This window comes from Kitasatospora sp. NPDC001095 (assembly GCF_053598615.1).
Window position 1 is genome coordinate 24,408 of record NZ_JBSFKQ010000016.1, and the last position, 19,797, is coordinate 44,204.

General features: G+C 74.6%; 21 protein-coding genes. 13 read left to right on the forward strand and 8 right to left on the reverse strand.

Annotation, left to right across the window (positions count from 1 at the left end):
• Window positions 1-117 precede the first annotated feature (117 nt).
• The 6 genes from ACWDBB_RS16510 (at window position 118) to ACWDBB_RS16535 (ending at window position 5,978) form a co-directional block, all read left to right on the forward strand.
• A complete protein-coding gene (locus tag ACWDBB_RS16510; RefSeq protein ID WP_449790245.1) occupies window positions 118-2,904 on the forward strand; it encodes a BTAD domain-containing putative transcriptional regulator in 2,787 nt (928 codons plus the stop codon).
• Between the two features lie 91 nt (window positions 2,905-2,995).
• Window positions 2,996-3,481, forward strand: a complete 486-nt coding sequence (locus ACWDBB_RS16515) for a RipA family octameric membrane protein (protein ID WP_449790246.1) — start codon at window positions 2,996-2,998, stop codon at window positions 3,479-3,481.
• Window positions 3,478-3,780, forward strand: coding sequence for a DUF7701 domain-containing protein (locus ACWDBB_RS16520; protein WP_449790247.1), 303 nt, complete (start codon window positions 3,478-3,480; stop codon window positions 3,778-3,780). Before ACWDBB_RS16515 ends, ACWDBB_RS16520 begins: the two co-directional genes overlap by 4 nt.
• A 193-nt stretch (window positions 3,781-3,973) precedes the next feature.
• Window positions 3,974-4,876: a SigB/SigF/SigG family RNA polymerase sigma factor gene (locus ACWDBB_RS16525; RefSeq protein WP_449790248.1), complete on the forward strand. Its 903-nt coding sequence runs from the start codon at window positions 3,974-3,976 to the stop codon at window positions 4,874-4,876.
• Between the two features lie 84 nt (window positions 4,877-4,960).
• Window positions 4,961-5,356, forward strand: a complete 396-nt coding sequence (locus ACWDBB_RS16530; RefSeq protein WP_449790249.1) for an STAS domain-containing protein — start codon at window positions 4,961-4,963, stop codon at window positions 5,354-5,356.
• Window positions 5,357-5,498: 142 nt separating this feature from the next.
• Window positions 5,499-5,978, forward strand: a complete 480-nt coding sequence (locus tag ACWDBB_RS16535; protein ID WP_449790250.1) for an ATP-binding protein — start codon at window positions 5,499-5,501, stop codon at window positions 5,976-5,978.
• 105 nt (window positions 5,979-6,083) lie between these two features.
• Here the strand turns inward: ACWDBB_RS16535 and ACWDBB_RS16540 are convergent, their stop codons facing one another.
• Entirely contained in the window at window positions 6,084-6,452 is a 369-nt protein-coding gene (locus ACWDBB_RS16540) for a PRC-barrel domain containing protein (RefSeq protein WP_449790251.1), read from the reverse strand.
• A gap of 208 nt (window positions 6,453-6,660) precedes the next feature.
• On the opposite strand from ACWDBB_RS16540, the gene ACWDBB_RS16545 reads away from it, so the two are divergent.
• Window positions 6,661-7,773 (forward strand): mechanosensitive ion channel family protein, encoded by a 1,113-nt coding sequence (locus ACWDBB_RS16545; protein WP_449790252.1) that lies wholly within the window; start codon window positions 6,661-6,663, stop codon window positions 7,771-7,773.
• Between the two features lie 88 nt (window positions 7,774-7,861).
• On the opposite strand, the gene ACWDBB_RS16550 is transcribed toward ACWDBB_RS16545, so the two are convergent.
• Window positions 7,862-8,911, reverse strand: a complete 1,050-nt coding sequence (locus tag ACWDBB_RS16550; RefSeq protein WP_449790253.1) for a YihY/virulence factor BrkB family protein — start codon at window positions 8,909-8,911, stop codon at window positions 7,862-7,864.
• A gap of 210 nt (window positions 8,912-9,121) precedes the next feature.
• The gene (locus ACWDBB_RS16555) at window positions 9,122-10,228 is read right to left on the reverse strand and encodes a carboxylate-amine ligase (protein ID WP_449790254.1); all 1,107 of its coding nucleotides are present in this window, start codon (window positions 10,226-10,228) and stop codon (window positions 9,122-9,124) included.
• Window positions 10,229-10,581: 353 nt separating this feature from the next.
• On the opposite strand from ACWDBB_RS16555, the gene ACWDBB_RS16560 reads away from it, so the two are divergent.
• The gene (locus ACWDBB_RS16560; RefSeq protein ID WP_449790255.1) at window positions 10,582-11,910 is read left to right on the forward strand and encodes a M14 family zinc carboxypeptidase; all 1,329 of its coding nucleotides are present in this window, start codon (window positions 10,582-10,584) and stop codon (window positions 11,908-11,910) included.
• Between the two features lie 78 nt (window positions 11,911-11,988).
• Window positions 11,989-12,420 carry an ASCH domain-containing protein gene (locus ACWDBB_RS16565; protein ID WP_449790256.1) on the forward strand — a complete coding sequence of 144 codons (432 nt, stop codon included), beginning with the start codon at window positions 11,989-11,991 and terminating at the stop codon, window positions 12,418-12,420.
• A 203-nt stretch (window positions 12,421-12,623) separates the two neighbouring features.
• On the opposite strand, the gene ACWDBB_RS16570 is transcribed toward ACWDBB_RS16565, so the two are convergent.
• Genes ACWDBB_RS16570 through ACWDBB_RS16585 form a run of 4 tightly spaced genes read right to left on the reverse strand, consistent with a single transcriptional unit; the run spans window position 12,624 to window position 15,266 of the window.
• Window positions 12,624-13,457 (reverse strand): aldo/keto reductase, encoded by an 834-nt coding sequence (locus tag ACWDBB_RS16570; RefSeq protein WP_449790257.1) that lies wholly within the window; start codon window positions 13,455-13,457, stop codon window positions 12,624-12,626.
• Window positions 13,454-13,594: a hypothetical protein gene (locus ACWDBB_RS16575; RefSeq protein WP_449790258.1), complete on the reverse strand. Its 141-nt coding sequence runs from the start codon at window positions 13,592-13,594 to the stop codon at window positions 13,454-13,456. The genes ACWDBB_RS16570 and ACWDBB_RS16575 overlap by 4 nt, the downstream gene beginning before the upstream one ends.
• Window positions 13,591-14,016 carry a GlcG/HbpS family heme-binding protein gene (locus tag ACWDBB_RS16580; protein ID WP_449790259.1) on the reverse strand — a complete coding sequence of 142 codons (426 nt, stop codon included), beginning with the start codon at window positions 14,014-14,016 and terminating at the stop codon, window positions 13,591-13,593. The genes ACWDBB_RS16575 and ACWDBB_RS16580 overlap by 4 nt, the downstream gene beginning before the upstream one ends.
• A 47-nt stretch (window positions 14,017-14,063) precedes the next feature.
• Window positions 14,064-15,266: an MFS transporter gene (locus tag ACWDBB_RS16585; protein WP_449790260.1), complete on the reverse strand. Its 1,203-nt coding sequence runs from the start codon at window positions 15,264-15,266 to the stop codon at window positions 14,064-14,066.
• 302 nt (window positions 15,267-15,568) lie between these two features.
• Here ACWDBB_RS16585 and ACWDBB_RS16590 point away from each other — a divergent pair, with 302 nt between their 5' ends.
• The gene (locus ACWDBB_RS16590; protein ID WP_449790261.1) at window positions 15,569-16,522 is read left to right on the forward strand and encodes an IS481 family transposase; all 954 of its coding nucleotides are present in this window, start codon (window positions 15,569-15,571) and stop codon (window positions 16,520-16,522) included.
• Here ACWDBB_RS16590 and ACWDBB_RS16595 read toward each other — a convergent pair.
• A complete protein-coding gene (locus tag ACWDBB_RS16595) occupies window positions 16,519-16,986 on the reverse strand; it encodes a MarR family winged helix-turn-helix transcriptional regulator (protein ID WP_449790262.1) in 468 nt (155 codons plus the stop codon). The two genes, ACWDBB_RS16590 and ACWDBB_RS16595, sit on opposite strands and share 4 nt — an antisense overlap.
• A gap of 358 nt (window positions 16,987-17,344) precedes the next feature.
• Here ACWDBB_RS16595 and ACWDBB_RS16600 point away from each other — a divergent pair, with 358 nt between their 5' ends.
• The 3 genes from ACWDBB_RS16600 (at window position 17,345) to ACWDBB_RS16610 (ending at window position 19,759) form a co-directional block, all read left to right on the forward strand.
• Window positions 17,345-17,935: a lytic polysaccharide monooxygenase auxiliary activity family 9 protein gene (locus tag ACWDBB_RS16600; RefSeq protein WP_449790263.1), complete on the forward strand. Its 591-nt coding sequence runs from the start codon at window positions 17,345-17,347 to the stop codon at window positions 17,933-17,935.
• 223 nt (window positions 17,936-18,158) lie between these two features.
• Entirely contained in the window at window positions 18,159-19,256 is a 1,098-nt protein-coding gene (locus tag ACWDBB_RS16605; protein WP_449790264.1) for a baeRF3 domain-containing protein, read from the forward strand.
• Between the two features lie 332 nt (window positions 19,257-19,588).
• Window positions 19,589-19,759 (forward strand): hypothetical protein, encoded by a 171-nt coding sequence (locus ACWDBB_RS16610; protein ID WP_392883381.1) that lies wholly within the window; start codon window positions 19,589-19,591, stop codon window positions 19,757-19,759.
• Window positions 19,760-19,797: the final 38 nt, after the last annotated feature.

The following is a 19,797-nucleotide window of genomic DNA, read 5'->3' on the forward strand; positions in this document are numbered from 1 at the left end:
CCGGTCCCGCCGCCCGGGAGCCCGCCGCCCCGCCGCACGTGGACCAGGGGGCGACGCTCCGCGATCGACAGATCGCCTGCCGTCATATGATTGTCATATACATCTAAGGGGTGGTGCGTGGAGTTCCGACTGCTGGGCTCGGTGGCCGTGGTGGCCGAGGACGGCCGGGAGCTTCCGGCCGGATCGGCCAAACGCCGCAGCCTGCTGGCCATGCTGCTGCTGAACCCCGGAGCACCGGTCACCGTCGAACGGCTCACCGAGGCCCTCTGGGCGGACGAGGCGCCGCCCCGGCACTCACGCACCGTCATCCACAACCACGTCTCCGGACTGCGCGCCCTGCTCACCGCCCACGACGCCCCCGCCGCCGGCATCGAACTCGTCACCGACAACGGCGCCTACCTGCTGCGGGCACCCGACCACGCGGTGGACACCGTACGGTTCGAACAACTGGTGGCCCGCGCCCGCACCCTGGACGACGCCGGCCGCGCCGCCGCCGACCTGCGCGAGGCCCTCGCCCTGTGGCGGGGCCCCGCCCTCTCCGGCACCACCCCCGGCCTGCCACTGCAGTGCGCCGCCCAGGCCCTGGAGGACCTGCGGCTGGCCGCCGTCGAGGAACTGGCCCGCGCCCACGGCCGGCTCGGCGACCACGGCGCCGCCGCGCACCTGCTGCGCACCGAGGCCACCGCCAACCCGCTGCGCGAACCGCTGGTCGCCGAACTCATGCACGCGCTCGGCCGCGCGGGGCGCCGCTCGGAGGCCCAGGCCTGGTTCCACCGCACCCGCCGCGCCCTGGCCGAGGAACTCGGCATGGACCCCGGGCCCGTACTCACCGACGCCTACGACCGGCTGCTGCGCACCGACGCCCCGCCGAGCCCGCCCGTACCGGCCCCCGACCCGGCCCCCGAAGCCGCCCCCGCCCCCGTCGCCGTCCAGGTCCCGGTCCCCGTCCTCATCCCCGTGCCCGAGCCCACGCCCGCCCCGGCGCCCTGGCCCTTCCCCCGCCGCCCGCGCGGCTTCGCCGGCCGGGAGGACGAACTGGCCGCCGTCGACCGGGCCACCGCCGCCCCCGGCGCCGTCGCCGTGCTCACCGGCGGCGCCGGCGTCGGCAAGACCGCCCTCGCCCTGTACTGGGCGCACCACCGCCACCGGGACTTCCCCGACGGCCGACTCTTCGTCGACCTGTGCGGCCACAGCACGCTGCCGGAACGCGACACCGCCGCCGTCCTGCGCGAACTGCTGCTCGCCCTCGGCCTGCCCGCCGAGCGGATGCCCGCCACCCCCGAGGCGATGGCCGCCCGCTACCGGGAACTGACGGCCACCCGCCGGATGCTCATCGTCCTGGACAACGCCCGCCGCTCCGAGCAGGTCCGCCCGCTGCTGCCCGACGGCGACGACTGCGTCACCCTGGTCACCAGCCGCGACCGGCTCGGCGGCCTGGTCGCCTCCGACGCCGCCCGCCCGGTGCCGCTGGCCGAACTGTCCTCCCCGCAGGCCGTCTCCCTGCTCGCCGCCACCCTCGGCCCCGACCCGGTCGCCGCCGAACCCGAGGCCGCCGCCCGGCTGGCCGGCCTGTGCGACGGCCTGCCGCTGGCCCTGCGGCTGGCCGCCGCCCGCCTCGCCACCGGCCCGGCCCGCACACTCGCCGCCCTCGCCGACGAACTCGCCGACGAGCAGGGCCGCCTGGACCTCCTGGACGTCGAGGACACCAGCGTCGCCGCCGCCCTCGCCCTGACCGTCCAGCACCTGAGCGACCCCGCCCGCCGGACGTTCCGCCGCCTGGGCGCCCACACCGGCACCACCCTCGACAGCCGCACCGCCGCCGCCCTGGCCGGCTGCCGCCCCGAGGAGGCCGCCGACGCCCTGGCCCAACTGGCCACCGCCCACCTGATCGTCCAGATCGGCCGGGACGCCTACACCCTGCACGACCTCGTCCGCCTCTACGCCCGCAGCCTGCCCGGCGACACCGACACCCAGGTGCTGCCCCGCCTGCTCGACCACCTGCTCAACACCCTGCTCACCGCCTGCGCCGCCGCCGAACCAGGCAGCGAGCCGTGCTGCACCCTGCCGCCCGGCACCCGCCGCCCCGCCGAGGTCCGCCCCTTCCCCGACCGGGCGAGCGCGCTCGCCTGGTACGCCGCCGAACGCGACACCCTGCGCGGCGCGGTCGAGGCGGCGGTCGCCGCCGGACTGCACGACCGGGCCTGGCGCCTGGTGCTGCTCCAGTGGCCGCTGATCGTCTGGCAGGTCAGGGACGGCTGGGTGCCGTTGCTCGAACACGGCCTGGCCGCCGCCGAGGCCGACCGCGACCCCGGCGCCCAGTCCCGCGCCCGGGCCCTGCTGGGCTGGGTGCTGCTGGAGGAGGACCGCCCCGGGGAGGCCCTCGTCCACCTGGAACGCGCCCCCGACCTCGCCGACCGGGCCGGCGACGGCACCGCCAGGGCCGTCGCCCTGGTCAACCTCGCCGTCGCCCTCGCCCGCCACGGCGACCGGGCCGGCCGCGCCCGGGTCGGCAGCCTGCTGCTGAAGGCCCTGTCCCTGGCCGAACGGGCCGACCGCGCCGACCTGGTGGCCCTCGCCCGCCAGCACCTCGCCCACGAGTGCCTGGCCAACGGGGCCGCCGAGGAGGCCGCCCACCACGCCGCCCGCGGCCTGGCCGTCGCCGAACCGCCCTTCCCGGTCACCCGCCGGGTGGTCCTGCAGACCCTCTACGGCCGCGCCCTGGCCGCCACCGGCCGCCCGGAACAGGCCGCCCGCCACCTCGGCGCCGCGCTGCGCGAGGCCCGCGCCCACCAGTACGGGGAGGGCGAGGCACAGGCAGAGGCGGCCCTGCGCGCCCTGCCGACCGGCACCGCCACCGCGGCCACCCCGGTCGCGGTGGCCGCCGCCGTCGGCGCGCAGCACTGACGGGCCGGCCCGCAGGGAAGGATGGACACATCGGGCCGAGCCCGGGCAGCGGGCGAAGCCGGCACACCACCCGCCCGAGGGGGGCCGCGCGATGACCAAGCCGCAGGAGCCGAACGGCCGGTCCGAAACGCTGGAACTGTACCTGCTCGCCGTGGAGATGGCCGACCGGATCTCCGCCCGCCGGGGCAGCGCCAACACCTTCTTCCTGTCCGTGCAGACCGCGCTGGTCACCCTGATCGGCTTCGGCATACCGAAGTTGTCGGAGTCCCCGTGGTGGGTGGCGACGGCCGTCGCGCTGGCCGGCATCACCCTCTCCGGCGCCTGGTGGATGCAGCTGCGCAGCTACCGGGACCTCAACGGCGCCAAGTTCCGGGTCATCAACAGCCTGGAGGAGAAGCTGCCCGCGCGGATCTACACCGAGGAGTGGGACGTCCTCAGGAACAGCGCCGCGACCGGCCGGCGCCACCGGCACTACACCGAACTCGGCACCACCGAACGGCTCGTGCCCGTGATATTCGCGCTGGCCCACCTGATCCTGCTCACCGGCACGCTCGTCACCGGCACACTGGCCGTATGAGCCACCTCGACCCCATCGCCGACCTGATCCGCTCCTGCCTGCCCACGGAGGCCAGACCTCCCGAGGGCTCCGACGACCTCTTCCGCATCTACGCCGTGCTGCTCCAGGCCAAGGGCGAGCAGGTCACCGACGAGGACGTCCACAACGCCTGGACGGCCTGGACCCAGACCACCGACGACACCCACCGCGCCCTGGTGCCCTTCGACGACCTCGACGCCCCCACCCGCGCCCTCGACGCCCCGTACACCCTCGCCATCCGCACCGCCGCCCGCCGGCTCCACCGCCCCACGGCCCCTTAGGAGTTGACCCTGCGAAGCGGCACCCGCGCCCCCGACCCGGCCGAGCCGGGCCGCGGCCGTCCCCGCGCCGGCGGACGGCCGCGGCCCGGACACCCGCCCGGGTTCACGAAACCTCCACGCGCGGCCACTGCATCGATCGGCCGAGGCGGGGTATCCGGGGCGTTCGACCGTGCCGACACGAGGAAGGACTCCGATGGTCACGACCACTGGTGAACTGACCGCCTCCGCCGCTTCGCCGACGAAGGACCCCTCCCGCACGGCCGCCCCCGCCGCGTCGGCGCTGCGCGACCTGCTGCCACCCGAACTCGCCGCGGCCGAGGACCCGCGGGAGGTCCCGCCGGCCGACGCCCGCGAACTCACCCGGGTGCTGCTGCGCCGCCTCGCCGTCCTGGAGGAGGGCACCCGGGAGTACTCGTACGTGCGGGCCACCCTGGTGGAGATGAACCTGTCCCTGGTCCGGTTCGCGATCCGCCGCTTCAACGCCCACCGCGAGCCGCAGGAGGACCTGCTGCAGGTCGGCGCCGTCGGCCTGATCAAGGCCATCGACCGCTTCGACGCCGAACTCGGCGTCGAGTTCACCACCTTCGCCCTGCCCACCGTGCTCGGCGAGATCCGCCGGTACTTCCGCGACACCACCTGGGCCGTCCACGTGCCCCGCCGCCTCCAGGAGCTGCGGATCGTCCTGGCCAAGGCCCAGGAGCGCCTGGCGCAGGAGCTGGACCGGGCCCCCACGGTGGCCGAACTCGCCGCCCACCTCCAGCTCGCCGAGGACGAGGTGATCGAGGGCCTGACCGCCGCGAACGGGCACACCGCCGGCTCCCTGGACACCGGCGCCGAGGACGACGACCGCCCCGGCAGCCTGGGCGAGCGCATCGGCGAGGAGGACCCGGACCTCTCCCGGGTCGAGGACCTCGTCGCGCTCAAGCCACTGGTCGGCGCCCTGTCCGAACGCGAGCGGCTGATCCTGTCGATGCGCTTCTGCGAGGACCTGACGCAGTCGCAGATCGGCGCCCGCCTCGGGCTGTCCCAGATGCACGTCTCCCGCCTCCTCGCCCGCACCCTGCGGCGCCTGCGCGAAGGGCTGGAGGAGGACTGAGCCATCGCACCGGGGCCGCCCCCCGCTTGGCCGCGGGAGGCCGCCTACGTAAGGTCGGAGGGCACGGACATGGAGGGGACGACGATGATGCCATCCGACGACGAACGGCGGGACCTCGCGCCGGCGGCCTCCCCGCACCGTGCGGAACTGGCGGTACGCACCCGCCCCGCGGCCTTCGGCGCGGTGGTCTGCGCCCTGGCTGGCGACCTCGACATCGAGACGCTCGCCCCCGCCGCCGACACCCTCACCGCCCTGGTCGCGCAGCGGCCCGGCGCCGTGGTGATCGACCTCGCCGAGGTCGGCTTCTGCGACTCCTCCGGCCTCAACCTCCTGCTCAAGACCCGCCTCGCGGCGGCGGAGGAGGGCGTGGACCTGCACCTGGCTGCGGTGCCGCCCACCGTCATGCGGGTCCTCGAACTGACCGGCACCCGCGCGGTGTTCTCCATCCACGCATCCGCCGAGGAGGCCCTGGCGGCCTGAACCGGTCCACGCTCCGCAGGAGACGGCACCCCGGCACGCCGCACCGCGGGGGCCGCGCACCCGGTGCCGGCGCAGGCATAATCCCGAAAGCGCCGGGAAACCGACCATGCGAACCGCCGTCGATCCGAAAGGGCGCCCTCACATGACGATGAGCCGGGGAACCCTGGACGGCGACGCGCCCCGGTCCCGCCCGGCGCTGCCGCCCGGCGGCCAGCGCAGGCGGCTGCCCCTGGCCGGGCTCCCCAAGCCCGTCGCCCGGGCCCGCGCCTTCACCGCCGAGGCCGTCGGCGACTGGTACGCCCCCGCCGGCGCGCCCGGCACCCACGACGGCGTCGGCGCGGACGTCGTGCTGCTGGTCGCCGAGCTGGTGGCCAACGCCATGCTGCACGGCGGCGGCCCGCTGGAGCTGGTCCTGGACGCCACCGGGCAGCGCCTGCGGGTGGAGGTCAGCGACCGCAGCCCCGCCCTGCCCGTGCTGCGCCTGCCGCACGAGCCGGCCCTGCCCGGCGGCCACGGCCTGTTCATCGTGGAGCGCACCGCCGACCGCTGGGGCGCCGAGCCGCACGGCCAGGGCAAGGCGATCTGGGCCGAGTTCGACGCCCACCGGCTGGCCCGCGGCTGAACCGCGGCCGCCCCGCGCCCTCACGCCGCCCCGCGCCCTCACGCCGCCCCCTCACGCCGGCCTGCCGCCGCCCCGGACGGGACGGCGGCAGGCCGGCGCGGACGCTCAGAGAATGCGGCCGCTGTAGTACGGGCCGTAGTACAGCGCGTACCGGTCCCGGAACCCGGGCTCCGCCTCCGGCACGTCGGCGCCGAGACCGGGGCCGTCCTTGATCTCCTGCTTGGTCCGGTCCACGTACACCTTCCGCTCCGCGAGCTCGATGCGGGTGACGGTGACGGCCGGCAGCAGCACCCGCTTCCCGAAGATCCAGGGGCCGGTGTCGACGACCAGGTACTGCGCCCCCACCTCCTCGGACAGCTTGTCCACCCTGCCGATGGGACCGTCCTGCGCCTCCACGTGGAACCCGACCAGGTCGGTCCCGGCGCTGTGGCCGCAGGCGTCCCGGAACTCCCAGACGCCGTCGTCGCCGCTCATACGCTTCTCCCTTCCGTGGTACGGGCCGGCGAGGTGCCCGGCCCGGCGCGGACGCGCGCTGACCGGCTGCCCCGGACCGCCGCATCCATGCCGCCCCGCCGGCCACCGGCCAGGAATGGCCTCGCCCCGCCGGGAAAAGCGAGCACTCGACCGGCGGCGCCCGCACCCGGCGCCACCGGCAGCACCCGGGAGAAGGGAAGAACGGCAGATGTGGTGGAGCCTGCTACGCCTGGTGCTCGCGAGCGCCACGGCGGTGCTCTTCGCGTACGGCCTGGACCGGACCGCCCAGCTCGCGGTCCGGTACCTGGCCGTCCGCTCGGGCACCGCCGGCATACCCCTGCTGGTACGCCGCTGCCGGCTCCCGCTGCTGGCGCTGACAGCCGGCCTGCTCCTGCTCGGCTCGCTGCCCTGGATAGCCGCGCCGCCGGACACCCGCGAGGGGCTGCGCCACCTGATGGTGATCCTCGCCATCGCCGCCGGAGGCTGGCTGTGCGCCCGGGTGGTGGCGCTGGTCGTGGACAGCACCCTGCGCCTCGCCGTGCACCGCCGCGACCCGGTCTGGGCCGGGCGCGCCCGCACCCAGGCCGACCTGCTCGGCCGGATCGGCCAGGCGATCGTCGCCGTGGTGACGCTGGGCGCGGTCCTGATGACCTTCCCGGCCGTGCGCGGCATCGGCACCAGCCTGCTCGCCTCCGCCGGGCTGGTCGGCGTGGTGGCGGGCGTCGCGGCCCAGAGCACCCTGGCCAACGTCTTCGCCGGCGTCCAGATGGCCTTCGGCGACCTCGCCCGGATCGGGGACGTGGTCGTGGTGGGCGGCGAGTGGGGCACGGTGGAGGAGATCACCCTGACCGCCGTGGTGATCGCCACCTGGGACCAGCGGCGCCTGGTGATGCCCATGTCGTACTTCGTCGGCCGCCCGTTCGAGAACTGGTCCCGCCGCTCCAGCCGGATCACCGGCACCGCGCTGCTCCACCTCGACCACCACGCCCCGGTCGCGCTGCTGCGCAAGGAGTTCGACTCCTTCCTGGCCGGGAACGAGCTGTGGGACGGTGAGGGCAGCGCCCTCCAGGTGGTCGACACCACCCCCACCACCATGGTGGTCCGGGTGCTGGCCACGGCGGCGGACGGCGCCGACGCGTTCGAGCTCCGCTGCCAGCTGCGCGAGCACCTCATCGGCTACCTGCGCGACCACCATCCGTACGCCCTGCCCCGGCTGCCCGTGGCCCCGGCCCCCGGGTCCCGCCCGGACTCCGGGGCCGTCGCCGACGTGCCGCCGTCCGCGCCGGAACCGCCCGGCCGGCCCGGTCCGCCCGGCGCCTGACCAGGGCCGTCCCGGTTCCCCCGCCGGCCGCTCCGCCGGCCCTCGACCACGCGGACACCACCGGTCGGCGCGCAGCAGCGCAGGCGGATCAGGACGAACCGGAGCGAACGCCGTCGTCGGGGCCGTCGTCCGCGCCACCCCCGGCGCCCCCCTCGCCGTCCCGGTCGGCGTCCTGCGGCCCCGGCCCGTGGTGGAAGGAGACGTCGACCCGCTGCTCGGGCCGGCGCTCCTCCTGCCGGGCGACCGAGGACAGCACCGCCACGTCGGCCTTCGTCAGCGGCGGCTGCAGCAGGCTGCGCGGCCACAGCCGCCGCACCAGCACCACGTTGGTCTCGGCCGCGTACACCGTGACCTGCGCGGCCAGGTAGAGCCAGAACAGCAGCCCGATCACCGTCGCGAAGAACCCGTAGACCTGGCCCGCGTGCCGCAGCTCGTGGGCGACCAGCAGCGAGCCGGTCGCCTGCAGGACGGTGAACAGCGGCCCGGCGAGCGCGCAGCCCGGCCACAGCGACCGCAGCGGCACCTCGCGCGGAGTGAGCACCCGGAAGCAGGCCAGGCACAGCGCGGCGTTCACCAGCGCCGAGACGACCAGCCCCCCGACCCGGGCGGCCGACCCGGCCAGCGTGCCGCCGACCAGCGAGGCCGTGGCGGTGCCCAGCACCAGCCCGCTGCCCAGGACCGCGAACAGCAGCAGGCTGCGCGCCAGCCGCGGCCAGTAACCGGGCCGCTTCACCCCCGGCACGTTCCACACCTCGGCCATGGCGTGCTGCAGCACCTGCGCGATGCCCAGCGCGCCGTACAGCAGCCCGAGCACGCCGATCAGCACCGCCAGGACGCTGCCCTGCAGCGAGTGGACGTTCTGGCGCAGCTGGTCGCCGATGATTGGGAAGTCGGCGAGCGCCGAGTCCAACACGGCGCGCTGCGCCCCGGGGTGGCCGTGCAGGACGAAGCCGAGGACGGTGCTGAGCAGAAGCAGCAGCGGGATCAGGGCGACGAAGCCGTAGTAGGTGATCAGGGCGGACAGCAGCCCGCCCCGGTCGTCGCCGTACTTGCGCACGACGCCGATCACCAGGCCGGGGGCCCGGTGGCGCTGCTGGAAGCGGTCCACGGCCCGCAGGCCCCGCTCGATGGGATTCACGCCGCGCGTCTGCCCCGGGGCTCGCGGCGCGACACCAGGTGGATCGGGCCGGTCCGCCGCGGGCACCAGCGAGGCGAGTGAGCAGGCCCCGACGAGCGCACCGGGGACGGCGGCGGGGACGGCGGCGGGGACGGAAGCGGCGACGGGGACGGCGACGGCTGACCCCTGACGCGTCCGGGCAGCCGGACGCGTCAGGGGCCGGGCGCCCGGTTACGGCGTGCGCGTGACGGTGGAACCCATCAGGTGCTCGGTCAGGCCCGGCCGGCCGTGCTCGCGGAACCAGCGGCGCTGGCGTTGCGCGCCGCTGCCCCGGCGATCGAAGCCCCACCACAGTCCGGCCACCCGCCCGGCGTCGCCGGCCGCCTCCAGGCCGGGCGCGGCGTGGGCGCGCAGCTCCTCGACCACGGCCTCGGCCGGGCGGGCGACACCGTCGACGGGGGAGACCAGCCGGCCGTGGGTACCGGTGCGGGCGGCGTGCCAGGTGGCGGCGCGCAGCAGCTCCTCGGGGACGTCCGGGCGCGGATGCCCGGACCGCTCCTCCAGGACGGCGGTGGCGACCAGGCCCCGGGCGAGGCCGGCGAACAGCTCGGCGTCGGCGACCGTCAGCTGGACGTCCATCGCCCGCACCTCCACCGTCGGATAGCGCCCGGACAGCCGGGCGTGCCAGTACAGCTGCCCCTCGTCGGCGATGACCTCGGCGGTGCGCAGCGCCGCCACCCGCCGCCGGTAGTCGGCACCGTCGCGGAAGGCGGGTGGCGGGCCGCTGACGGCCCACTGGTCGAAGTGGACCGTGCGCCAGCTGGCGAACCGGGTGTCGCGACCCCGCCAGTAGGGCGAGTTGGCGCTCAGCGCTATCAGCACGGGCAGCCAGGGCCGCAGCCGTACCAGGGCGCCCAGGCGCTCCTCCTCGTCGGGCACGCCGACGTGGACGTGCATGCCGTTCAGCATCAGGTCGTCGACCAGCACGGGCGCCTGGCGCCGGGCCCGTCGGTAACGCGCGTCGTCGGTGACCGGCACCGCCGAGCCGGGCGGCCCGAACGGGGCGGAGCCCACCGGGACGACCCGGCAGCCGTGCTGGGCCGCGGCCGCGTTCAGCGCGGCCCGTACCCGCGCGAGGTGGCGGCCCACCTCGGCGAGGTCCTCGCAGACCGGGGTCGCGCTCTCCACCTGGACCTGGAGCAGCTCGTGCTGCGCCTCCGCCGGGCGCAGCGCGGGCGCCAGCGAGGCGGTGCTCAGGACCTCGGCGGCGCGGGGGAGCGGTGCGCCGTCGCGCGGGTCGACCAGGAGGTACTCTTCCTCGACTCCGAGTGTCAGCATGCCGGTTCGGCTACCCCGCAGCGCCGTTCGCACGCGGGCGGCGGGCGGTGTGACCGCGCTGTTCGCCAGGGGTGCCCGCCGGCGCGGTGCGGGGGCCCGCCGGGGCGGGCCCCACCCGCAGGGCCGTCCTCGTCGATGCGTCGACATCTTGATCGACTGGCGTCAAGCTGTCTGTACAGCTCGGAGTCGCTGGCCGGTCATCGACCCGCCATCGGACACCACGGCCGCGTCCACCCCGGTCTCGTACACACAACGGGTCCCGGGCCCGTCCGAGCCTCCGCGCCCGGGCGGGCCCGGGACCCTCCCGCAGCAGGTACAACTACTGCCACGACCACCAGGGGAGGACACCGAAGATGACCGACACGACGACACCCGCCGACCGGGCCGCCCGCCTCCACGACCACTACCCCAGCCTCGACGAACTCACCGCCACCGCCCACCGGTTGGCCGCCCAGTGGCCCGACCTGTGCCGGGTGCGCACCGTCGGCACCTCCCGCGCCGGACGCCCCCTCACCCTGCTCACCGTCGGCCGCGACGCCCCCCACAACCTCCTCGTCGTCGCCGGCGCCCACGCCGACGAGTTCGCCTCCCGCGCCGCCGTCACCGACCTCGCCCACCACGCCCTGACCACCCGACGCCCCGACCTCGCCTGGCACTTCCTGCTCTGCCTCGACCCCGACGGCGCCCACCTCGCCGACGGCAGCCGCACCGCCCGCACCCTGCCCGCCTACTTCGCCCACTACTACCGCCCCGCCGCCGAGGACCAGCCCGAATGGGCCCCCGCCATCGGCGCCGACCTCCCCGAGAGTCGCGCCCTCCTCGACCTCATCGACGAACTGCGCCCCACCCTCCAGTTCTCCCTCCACAGCACCGACGTCGGCGGCACCTTCCTCCAGGCCACCATCGACCCCGCCCCCCTGGCCCGCCCCTTCGCCCGCTCCGCCGCCACCCACGGCATCCCCGTCGAGACCGGCAACTTCGACACCTTCCACCTGCACGAATCAGGCCCCGGCGTCTACCTGATGACCCCCCACCACATCGACCACCAGGAGACCGCCACCGGCATGCTCACCCCCCACCAGGACACCGGCGGCGGCCAGGCCGGCACCTGGTTCGCCCCCCAGCGCCACGGCGGCCAGACCGTCCTCGTCGAAGTCCCCGCCTTCACCAGCGCCCACCTCGGCGACACCCGCCCCGCCGACGCCGTCCGCCGGCACCTGCGCACCCACGCCGACCGCCTGCGCCACCGCGGCACGCTCCTCACCGCACTGCTCGACGCCGCCACGCCCCACCTGCGCCACCCCGACACCCCGCTGCTGCGCGCCGCCCGCACCCCGCTCACCGCCCTGCACCAACTCGCCGACCAATGGGACCCCGACGCCCACGGGCACGACCTCCCGCACACCCCGCTCACCCGCGCCCGCCTCGCCGGCATCGATCTGTGGGCCCACCGCATCCCCGTGCGCGCCGCCGCCCTGCTGCGCCGCGCCGTCCGTCCGGCCGGCGCCGCCGCCGCCCGCGAGGCCGCCCGCCTCGACCACCTCCTGCGGGACTGGTGCGCCCAGTACCAGCAGCGCTTCCAGCCCGTCTGGCTGCCCGTCGCCCGCCAGGCCGCCCACCAGGCCGACACCGTCCGCGCCGCCGTCGCCCTGCGCCACCCGGAGTACCAGGGCGTGTGGTGAAAGTGCTTGATGTGGGTGCCGGGAGTGAGCGGAGCGGTGGCCCTTGATCAACGCGACCGGGCTTCGTACCCTCGCTCGATGGGACATGACGACCTTCCGACCCTTGAACTCGCCTTCCCCGGTCCGGAACGTGACCGTGGTGTGGCGGCAATCCTGAGCGGCCAGAAGACCGCGCTCACGGGGCTCCTGGAGATCTACGAGCACGCCGGAGAGGCAGTACCGACGACCGGTCAGCGATTCTCGGTGCTTGATTCCGAAGGTCGTCCGGCCGTCACGATCGAGCTCGCCGACGTGCGCGTCGTTCCCATGAAGGAGATCGACGACGACTTCGCGCGAGCCGAGGGGCGCGGCTACTCCAACGTGGCCGAGTGGAGGGCAGCCCACGAGGAGTTCTTCCGGAGCGATGGCGTGAGCGAGTTCCTGGGCCGCACCCCGGTCATCGATGACGACACTCTTGTCGTTGCGGAACGCTTCCGAGTGGTCGAGCCCGACGCCTCGGGTGGTCCGTGACTCGGGTCCGACTCGATGAGAATCCGGGGGGATCAACCGGAGGCCCTGTGGGTGTCGGGACAGCTGCTGGTCATAGCCGCTCGTCCCTGCGGAACAAGTCATAGACGCGGTCCCACGGGCCACCTGGGCCACCGCGCCGCATCCTTGCAAAAACCCGCCCCGGGCGGCGGTGCGACCGCCCGGGACGGGAGTGGTGGGGCAGGTCAGCTCGCGTTGAACTGGTCCGGGTGCGGGCCGGTGCGCAGGCCGCGGTCGGTGGCGGCGATCGCCGTCATGTCCTGCTCGGTCAGCTCGAAGCCGAAGACGTCGAGGTTCTGCCGGATGCGGGCCGGGGTGACCGACTTGGGGATGACGATGTTGCCGAGCTGCAGGTGCCAGCGCAGCACGACCTGGGCGGCGGACCTGCCGGTGCGCTCGGCGATGGCGGTGATCGCCGGGTCGTCCAGGACGGCGCCCTGGGCGAGCGGGCTCCAGGCCTCGGTGGCGATGCCGTGCCGGGCGTGGAAGGCGCGCAGCTCGGCCTGCTGGAGGCCGGGGTGCAGCTCGACCTGGTTGACGGCGGGCACCAGCGAGCTGTTGTCCAGCAGGCGCTGGAGGTGGGCGGGCTGGAAGTTGGACACGCCGGCGGCGCGGATGCGGCCCTCCTCGGTGAGGCGCTCGATGGCGCGCCAGGAGTCGAGGTAGAGGTCGCGGGCCGGGGTGGGCCAGTGGATCAGGTAGAGGTCGACGTGGTCCAGGCCGAGCTTGTCGAGGCTGGCGTCGAAGGCGCGCAGGGTGGCGTCGTAGCCCTGGTCGGCGTTCCACAGCTTGGTGGTGACGAACAGGTCATCGCGGGCCACGCCGGAGGCGGCCAGGGCGCGGCCGACACCGGTCTCGTTGCCGTAGACGGCGGCGGTGTCGATGCTGCGGTAGCCGGCCTCCAGGGCGGAGGCGACGGCGGCGGTGGTCTGCTCGTCGGGGACCTGGAAGACGCCGAAGCCGAGCTGGGGGATCTCGACGCCGTTGTTCAGCTTCACGGCGGGGACGTTGGGGGTCATGCTCGTCTCCTTCGGACGGTGCGGTCGGTGAGGGTGTGGGGGACGGTCCGGGCGCTGATCAGGTCGAGGCCGCCGGTGCCCGGGCGTTCGCCGTGGTCGGCGAAGACCTCCCGGGGGGTGCGGGGGGCGGTGCTCACCGGGCGAGCCGGTCGAGGGCGGCGGTGGCGAAGGAGTGGTCCTGCTCCGGGGCGCCGCCGCCGACGCCGATGGCGCCGATCAGCCGGCCGTCGCGGTGGACCGGGATGCCGCCGGCGATGAACAGCAGCGGGCGGTCCAGGGCGGTGGGCAGGGAGTGGAACGGCCCGTCGGGCTTGACCAGGTCGACCAGGTCGGCGGTCGGGGCGTTCAGCTGCAGGGCGGTGTAGGCCTTGCGGGTGCTGGTCTCGCCGGAGATCAGCACGGCGCGGTCGTCGCGGCGGAAGGCGAGCAGGTGGCCGCCTGCGTCCAGGACGGTGACGCTGACCGGCACGCCCGCGGCCTCGGCGGCGCTGCGGGCGGTCTCGACGAGGAGCTCGGCGTCGGCGGTGGTCAGCGGGGCGACGGCGGTGGTGGTGCTCATGGTGGTGCTTCTCCCGGTGGTGGGGTGGGTTCCGGTCGGATCGATGGTCAGTGGCGCAGGGCGGCGTGGCGGGGAGCCGCGCTCGTGGTGACGGCCTCACGGGTGCGGTCGCGGCGCTCCAGGGCGGCGGACCAGAAGGCCAGCAGCAGGGCCGTGGCGGCGAGGACGGCGCCGACCCAGTTCGGGGCGGTGTAGCCGAGGCCGGCGGCGATCACCATGCCGCCGAGCCAGGCGGCCAGCGCGTTGCCGAGGTTGAAGGCGCCGATGTTGACGGCGGAGGCCAGGGTGGGGGCGCCGTGGGCCTGGTCCAGGACCCGCTTCTGGAGCGGGGGGACGGTGGCGAAGCCGAGGGCTCCGACGAGCAGGACGGTGACGGCGGCGAGGATCTTGTTGTGGGCGGTGAGGGTGAACAGCGCCAGCACCACGGCGAGGCCGCCGAGGGTGGTGTAGAGCATGGGCATCAGCTTGCGGTCGGCGTAGCGCCCGCCCAGCAGGTTGCCGAGGAACATGCCGACGCCGAACAGCACCAGCAGCCAGGTGACGGAGCCGTCGGCGTAGCCGGCGACGTCGGTCATCATCGGGGCGATGTAGGTGATCGCGGCGAAGACCCCGCCGAAGCCGAGCACGGTCATCGCCATGGCGAGCAGCACCTGGGGGTTGCGGAACGCGGTGAGCTCCCGGCGCAGGTGGGCGCCCTCGGGGCGGGGCATGGCGGGTACGAGCTTGGCGATGCCGAGCAGGCCGATCACGCCGAGCGCGGCGACGCCGGCGAAGGTGGTGCGCCAGCCGACCGCCTGGCCGATGAAGGTGCCCAGCGGCACACCGACGATGTTGGCGACGGTCAGCCCGGTGAACATGGTGGCGATGGCGCCGGCCTTCTTCTGCGGGGCGACCAGGTCGGCGGCGACGACGGAGCCGATGCCGAAGAAGGCGCCGTGGGCCAGCGAGGTCACGATGCGACCGGCCAGCATCACGGGGAAGGACGGGGCGGATGCCGAGAGCAGGTTCCCGGCGACGAACAGGCCCATCAGCAGCATGAGCATGGTCTTGCGGCTGATCCGGGTGCCGAGGGCGGTCATCAGCGGGGCGCCGATGACCACGCCGAGGGCGTAGCCGGTGACCAGCAGGCCCGCGTCGGGGATGGAGACGCCGTAGTCGCCGGCGATCTGGGGCAGGAGACCCATGATCACGAACTCGGTGGTCCCGATCCCGAATGCGCCGATGGCCAGGGCGATGAGAGCGAGAGGCATGGGCCCGAACCCTTCTGTGATTGCTTGAGCTAGCGCCTTGCGTGCTTAAACAATAGTTGCAGACGCGCGATAAGTGCAAACGCTGACAGTGGGCATGCGCCATGAGGTCGAAGGGGGTGGAGGGGCCGAAGGGGGTGGAAACGCGGCCGGGCCCGGGGGAGCGGCGCTGTCGGCGGAGGCCCTAGCTGTACTGACCACGGAGGTTGGTGACACGGTTCACGGCCTGGCGATCTTGAAATGAGTGAGGGCCTTCTGGCTCGGTGTGGATTGCGACATCTGCACCGGCACCCAGAAAGGCCCTCATGCCACACCGTAACGCACCGCTGACCGAGACCGGACGCCTGCGCCTGGCCCGCTGCGTGGTCAAGGACGGCTGGCCGCTGCGGCGGGCCGCCGAGCGCTTCCAGGTCTCGCCCACCACGGCCAAGCGCTGGGCGGACCGCTATCGCGCGCTCGGCGAGGCGGGCATGAGCGACCTCTCCAGCCGCCCGCACCACAGCCCGCGCCGCACCCCGACTCGCACCGAGCGGCGGATCATCAAGGTCCGCGTCCTGCGCCGCTGGGGACCGGCCCGCATCGCCTACCTCCTGCGACTCAACCCGGCCACCGTCCACCGCGTCCTCACCCGATACCGACTCGCCCGCCTGACGCACCTCGACCGCGCGACCGGCCGAGCCGTTCGCCGCTACGAGCGCGCCGCACCGGGCGAGTTGGTTCATGTGGACATCAAGAAGCTCGGCAACATCCCGGACGGCGGAGGCCACAAGACCCTGGGTCGCGAGGCCGGGCGCAAGAACCGCTCCGGGGTGGGCTACAGCTACCTCCACAACGCCGTGGACGATCACTCCCGCCTGGCCTACAGCGAGATCCTGCCCGACGAGCGCAAGGAGACCGCCACGGCGTTCTGGGCCCGGGCGAACGCGTTCTTCGCCCGGGCCGGCATCACCGTCCAGCGCGTGCTGACCGACAACGGCTCCTGCTACAAGTCACACGCCTGGCGCGATGCCCTCGCCGCCGAGGGCATCGCGCACAAGCGAACCCGGCCCTACCGGCCGCAGACCAATGGCAAGGTCGAACGCTTCAACCGCACCCTGCTCGACGAATGGGCCTACGCCAGGCCCTACCGCACCGAACAGGAACGCCGCGACGCCTACCCCGACTGGCTCCACACCTACAATCACCACCGCGGACACACCGCGCTCGCAGGCAAGCCACCCGCCAGCCGCGTCCCCAACCTCACGGGACAGAACACCTAGCGGGCCGGCGAGGCGGCGTCCACGGCCTCGACCGCCCTGACCAGCGAGGTCAGCTCGGGGTTGCGGGCGGCCTCGTCGAGCGCCTCGCGCAGGGCGGCGTCGTTGGTCGGCCGGGCCCGCTCCAGGAGCTTCAGGCCGTCCTCGCTCACGTTGGTGTAGATGCCTCGGCGGTCGGTCGGGCACAGGTAGCGCGACAGCAGGCCGCGGTCCTCCAGTCGGGTGACCAGGCGGGTGGTGGCGCTCTGGCTGAGGACGACCGCGTCGGCGACCTGCTTCATCTGCAGGTGCCCGCCCACGCCGTCGTGCTGGCGGCTGAGGACGTCGAGCAGCGAGTACTCCCGCACGCTCAGGTCGTGCTCGGCCTGCAGGGCGCGTTCGATGTGCGACTCGATCCTGCCGTGCAGGAGGGACAGGGCGCCCCAGCCGTTGGCGAGGGCGGTGAGCGCGGGGTCCGTGGCGGTCATGGGGCCCGGCCTCCTTCCAGATGTGGCTGGGTACAGGATAAGCCATGATTTGAAATATCGGCTAGAGCCTGTATAACGCTTGTGCAAGCAATCTCCCCCGCGCCGGACCCGTGTCGGACCCGCCGGAGGCGTACCGGTCCGGGTCGGGTGCCGAGTGCGGGATGCCGGTCCGCGCCCGGTATCCACGGGGCTTTGGCGCAAATGGTTCAGACCATTGACGCGCGGGGAAGGCAGCTCCTACGGTGTCGGGCAACCGGTCTGGCGCGGGCATGCCATATCTCGGCAGGCCGCCGTGCGCACCCCCACGCGCACGCCCCGCGCCGGGCGCACACTCCATCCACCCCCACGGAGGAGCACCATGCGCAAGCGCCACCTGATCGCCGCCGCCGCGGCCGCGATCACCCTGCCGATCGCGGCGGCCCTGCCGGCCCAGTCGCACGGCTTCATCAACCTGCCGCCGAGCCGTTCCGCGCTCTGCGGCGCCAACGCCGTCCCGTGGGACTGCGGCGACATCCAGTGGGAGCCGCAGAGCGTCGAGGGCCCCAAGGGCTTCCCGAGCCGCGGCCCGGCGGACGGCACCATCTGCGCCGGCGGCGACGCCCGCTGGGCCCCGCTGGACAACCCCCGGGGCGGCGCCTGGCCGACCACCAGGGTGACGGCGGGCCAGCAGCTCACCTTCACCTGGGAGATCGAGGCCCGGCACTCCACCACGAACTTCAAGTACTACCTGACCAAGCCGGGCTATGACGCGAGCCAGCCGATCACCCGCTCCGCCCTGGACCTGACCCCGTTCCTGACCGTCCCCTACAACGGCCGCCAGCCCGCCGCCACCACCACCCACACCGCGACCCTGCCCACCGGCCGCACCGGCCACCAGGTGATCGTCGCCGTCTGGGAGATCGCCGACACCGCCAACGCCTTCTACTCCTGCACCGACGTCCAGTTCTGACGGTCCCGACCGTCGCGTCCCGCCGACGCCGCCGCCCGACCCCGGACGGCGCCGGCGGGCCGCCGCCCGCAGCCGCAGGTCCCGGGGTGCCCGGCCCAGGTCGTGCGCGCCGCAGAAGCCGTGAATGGGTACATTGACGACATTTGGCAGCAGTGCCCAGCGCCCAGTGCCCAGGCTTCGCGCGTCCACGAAAGAAGGCCGACCGCCTTCGGAAAGGGTCTCCATGCGCCCCGACCTCAGCCCCGCCGTCCTCGCCGAGCTGCGCCGGCCGCGGCCCTATCCGGCGGTGTCGATCCTGATGCCCACCCACCGCCGGGAGCCGGACAACGCCCAGGACCCGGTCCGGCTGCGCAACCTGCTGGCCGAGGCGAAGGAGCGCGTCCAGGCCGACCCGAAGGTCTCCCGCGCCGAGCGGATCGACGTGCTGGAGCAGCTCGACCGGGCCCTCGCGGAGGTCGACCTGGTGCACGCCGAGGACGGCCTGGCCATCTTCGCCGCGCCCGGCGAGCACCAGGTCTGGTCACTCGGTCGCACCGCCCCCGCCCGGGTGGTCCTGTCCGACACCTACCTCACCCGCAACCTGGTCGCCGCGCACGCCGCCGAGCGCCCGTTCTGGGTGCTCGCGGTCGCCGCCGACAAGGTGGTGCTGTGGGGCGGCACCGAGGAGCGGGTCGCCGAGCACAAGGGCAACGGCTTCCCCCTGGTGCGCGTCTTCGACAACCCCGACCCCGAACGGCAGGAGCAGATCGGCGACACCCCCAGCACCTTCCGCGACGAGGCGACCAAGACCTTCCTGCGCCAGGCCGACACCGAGGTCGGCAAGCTGCTGGCCGCCGCCCCCCGCCCGCTGTACGTGGTCGGCGAGGCCGCCGCGCTCGCCCTGCTGGACGCCGTCGGCCCGATCGCCAAGGAGTCCACCGCCCAGCTCCCGCACGGCGGCCTGGCCCAGGCCGACGCCGAGACCGTCCGCAAGGTCGTCGAGCCCGCCGTGCGCGCCCAGGCCGAGCGCGAGGTCGCCGAACACCTCGCCCAGCTCGACAAGGCCCGCGGCGCCCAGCAGTTCGCGGCCGGCCTGGACGAGGTCTGGCAGACCGTCGGCGAGGGCCGGATCGCCCGCCTGGTGGTCGAGGAGAACTACCGCGCCACCGTGCGCGACGACGGCGAGCACCTGGTGCCCGCCGAGGCCGACCAGGAAGGCGCCCGCGAGGACATCGTCGACGAGGTGGTCGAGCGCACCCTGGACACCGGCGGCGAGATCGGCTTCGTCCCCGACGGCACCCTCGCCGACTCCGGCCGGATCGCCGCCGTCCTGCGCTACTGACCCCGCTGACCAGCCCTCAACCCGCCCGCGCCGCCCCCTCCCCGGTGGGCGGCCGCACCGTCCCCGCCGACCGGGCCGCCCTGATCGCCACCGAGGCCCGCGCCCCGGACGCCTGACCCACCCCCGGCGGACACCCCGCGGCCCCGTACCGTCCCCGGGCGGTACGGGGCCGCGGCGCGCCGCGGGGGAGCGGAAACGGCGGGTACCCAGGACGGCGGGTACCCAGCGTTCGGTACGGGATTGGGTAGCGGTACGCATTGATCCCACCCCGGCCCGGCCGGTTTCCTGGAACCCGCCCCAGCCGACGACCCTCACCCCCCAGGAGGTCGCCCATGACCCGCCGCGAGCGCCTTCGCCTCTACGCCGACGAGCACTTCACCGCCCCCGACCCCGGGCTGGTCCTGCCTGCCCGCCGCAGCAGCGGCCTGCGCCGCCCGGGCCTGGCCCGACTGGCCCGGCTCTCCCGGCTGGTCGAACGCTCCGGGCACCACCAGCACGGCTGACCCGGACCGGGTCCCGCCCCCTTGAGGGAGCGGGGCGG

Coding starts and splice junctions, on each gene's coding strand:
- ACWDBB_RS16525 (WP_449790248.1), top strand. CDS start 3,974: ATGGTCACGACCACTGGTGAACTGACCGCCTCCGCCGCTTCGCCGACG.
- ACWDBB_RS16570 (WP_449790257.1), bottom strand. CDS start 13,457: ATGACCCCCAACGTCCCCGCCGTGAAGCTGAACAACGGCGTCGAGATC.
- ACWDBB_RS16560 (WP_449790255.1), top strand. CDS start 10,582: ATGACCGACACGACGACACCCGCCGACCGGGCCGCCCGCCTCCACGAC.
- ACWDBB_RS16595 (WP_449790262.1), bottom strand. CDS start 16,986: ATGACCGCCACGGACCCCGCGCTCACCGCCCTCGCCAACGGCTGGGGC.
- ACWDBB_RS16565 (WP_449790256.1), top strand. CDS start 11,989: ATGGGACATGACGACCTTCCGACCCTTGAACTCGCCTTCCCCGGTCCG.
- ACWDBB_RS16580 (WP_449790259.1), bottom strand. CDS start 14,016: ATGAGCACCACCACCGCCGTCGCCCCGCTGACCACCGCCGACGCCGAG.
- ACWDBB_RS16530 (WP_449790249.1), top strand. CDS start 4,961: ATGATGCCATCCGACGACGAACGGCGGGACCTCGCGCCGGCGGCCTCC.
- ACWDBB_RS16585 (WP_449790260.1), bottom strand. CDS start 15,266: ATGCCTCTCGCTCTCATCGCCCTGGCCATCGGCGCATTCGGGATCGGG.
- ACWDBB_RS16600 (WP_449790263.1), top strand. CDS start 17,345: ATGCGCAAGCGCCACCTGATCGCCGCCGCCGCGGCCGCGATCACCCTG.
- ACWDBB_RS16590 (WP_449790261.1), top strand. CDS start 15,569: ATGCCACACCGTAACGCACCGCTGACCGAGACCGGACGCCTGCGCCTG.
- ACWDBB_RS16555 (WP_449790254.1), bottom strand. CDS start 10,228: ATGCTGACACTCGGAGTCGAGGAAGAGTACCTCCTGGTCGACCCGCGC.
- ACWDBB_RS16515 (WP_449790246.1), top strand. CDS start 2,996: ATGACCAAGCCGCAGGAGCCGAACGGCCGGTCCGAAACGCTGGAACTG.
- ACWDBB_RS16610 (WP_392883381.1), top strand. CDS start 19,589: ATGACCCGCCGCGAGCGCCTTCGCCTCTACGCCGACGAGCACTTCACC.
- ACWDBB_RS16605 (WP_449790264.1), top strand. CDS start 18,159: ATGCGCCCCGACCTCAGCCCCGCCGTCCTCGCCGAGCTGCGCCGGCCG.
- ACWDBB_RS16545 (WP_449790252.1), top strand. CDS start 6,661: ATGTGGTGGAGCCTGCTACGCCTGGTGCTCGCGAGCGCCACGGCGGTG.
- ACWDBB_RS16540 (WP_449790251.1), bottom strand. CDS start 6,452: ATGAGCGGCGACGACGGCGTCTGGGAGTTCCGGGACGCCTGCGGCCAC.
- ACWDBB_RS16535 (WP_449790250.1), top strand. CDS start 5,499: ATGACGATGAGCCGGGGAACCCTGGACGGCGACGCGCCCCGGTCCCGC.
- ACWDBB_RS16520 (WP_449790247.1), top strand. CDS start 3,478: ATGAGCCACCTCGACCCCATCGCCGACCTGATCCGCTCCTGCCTGCCC.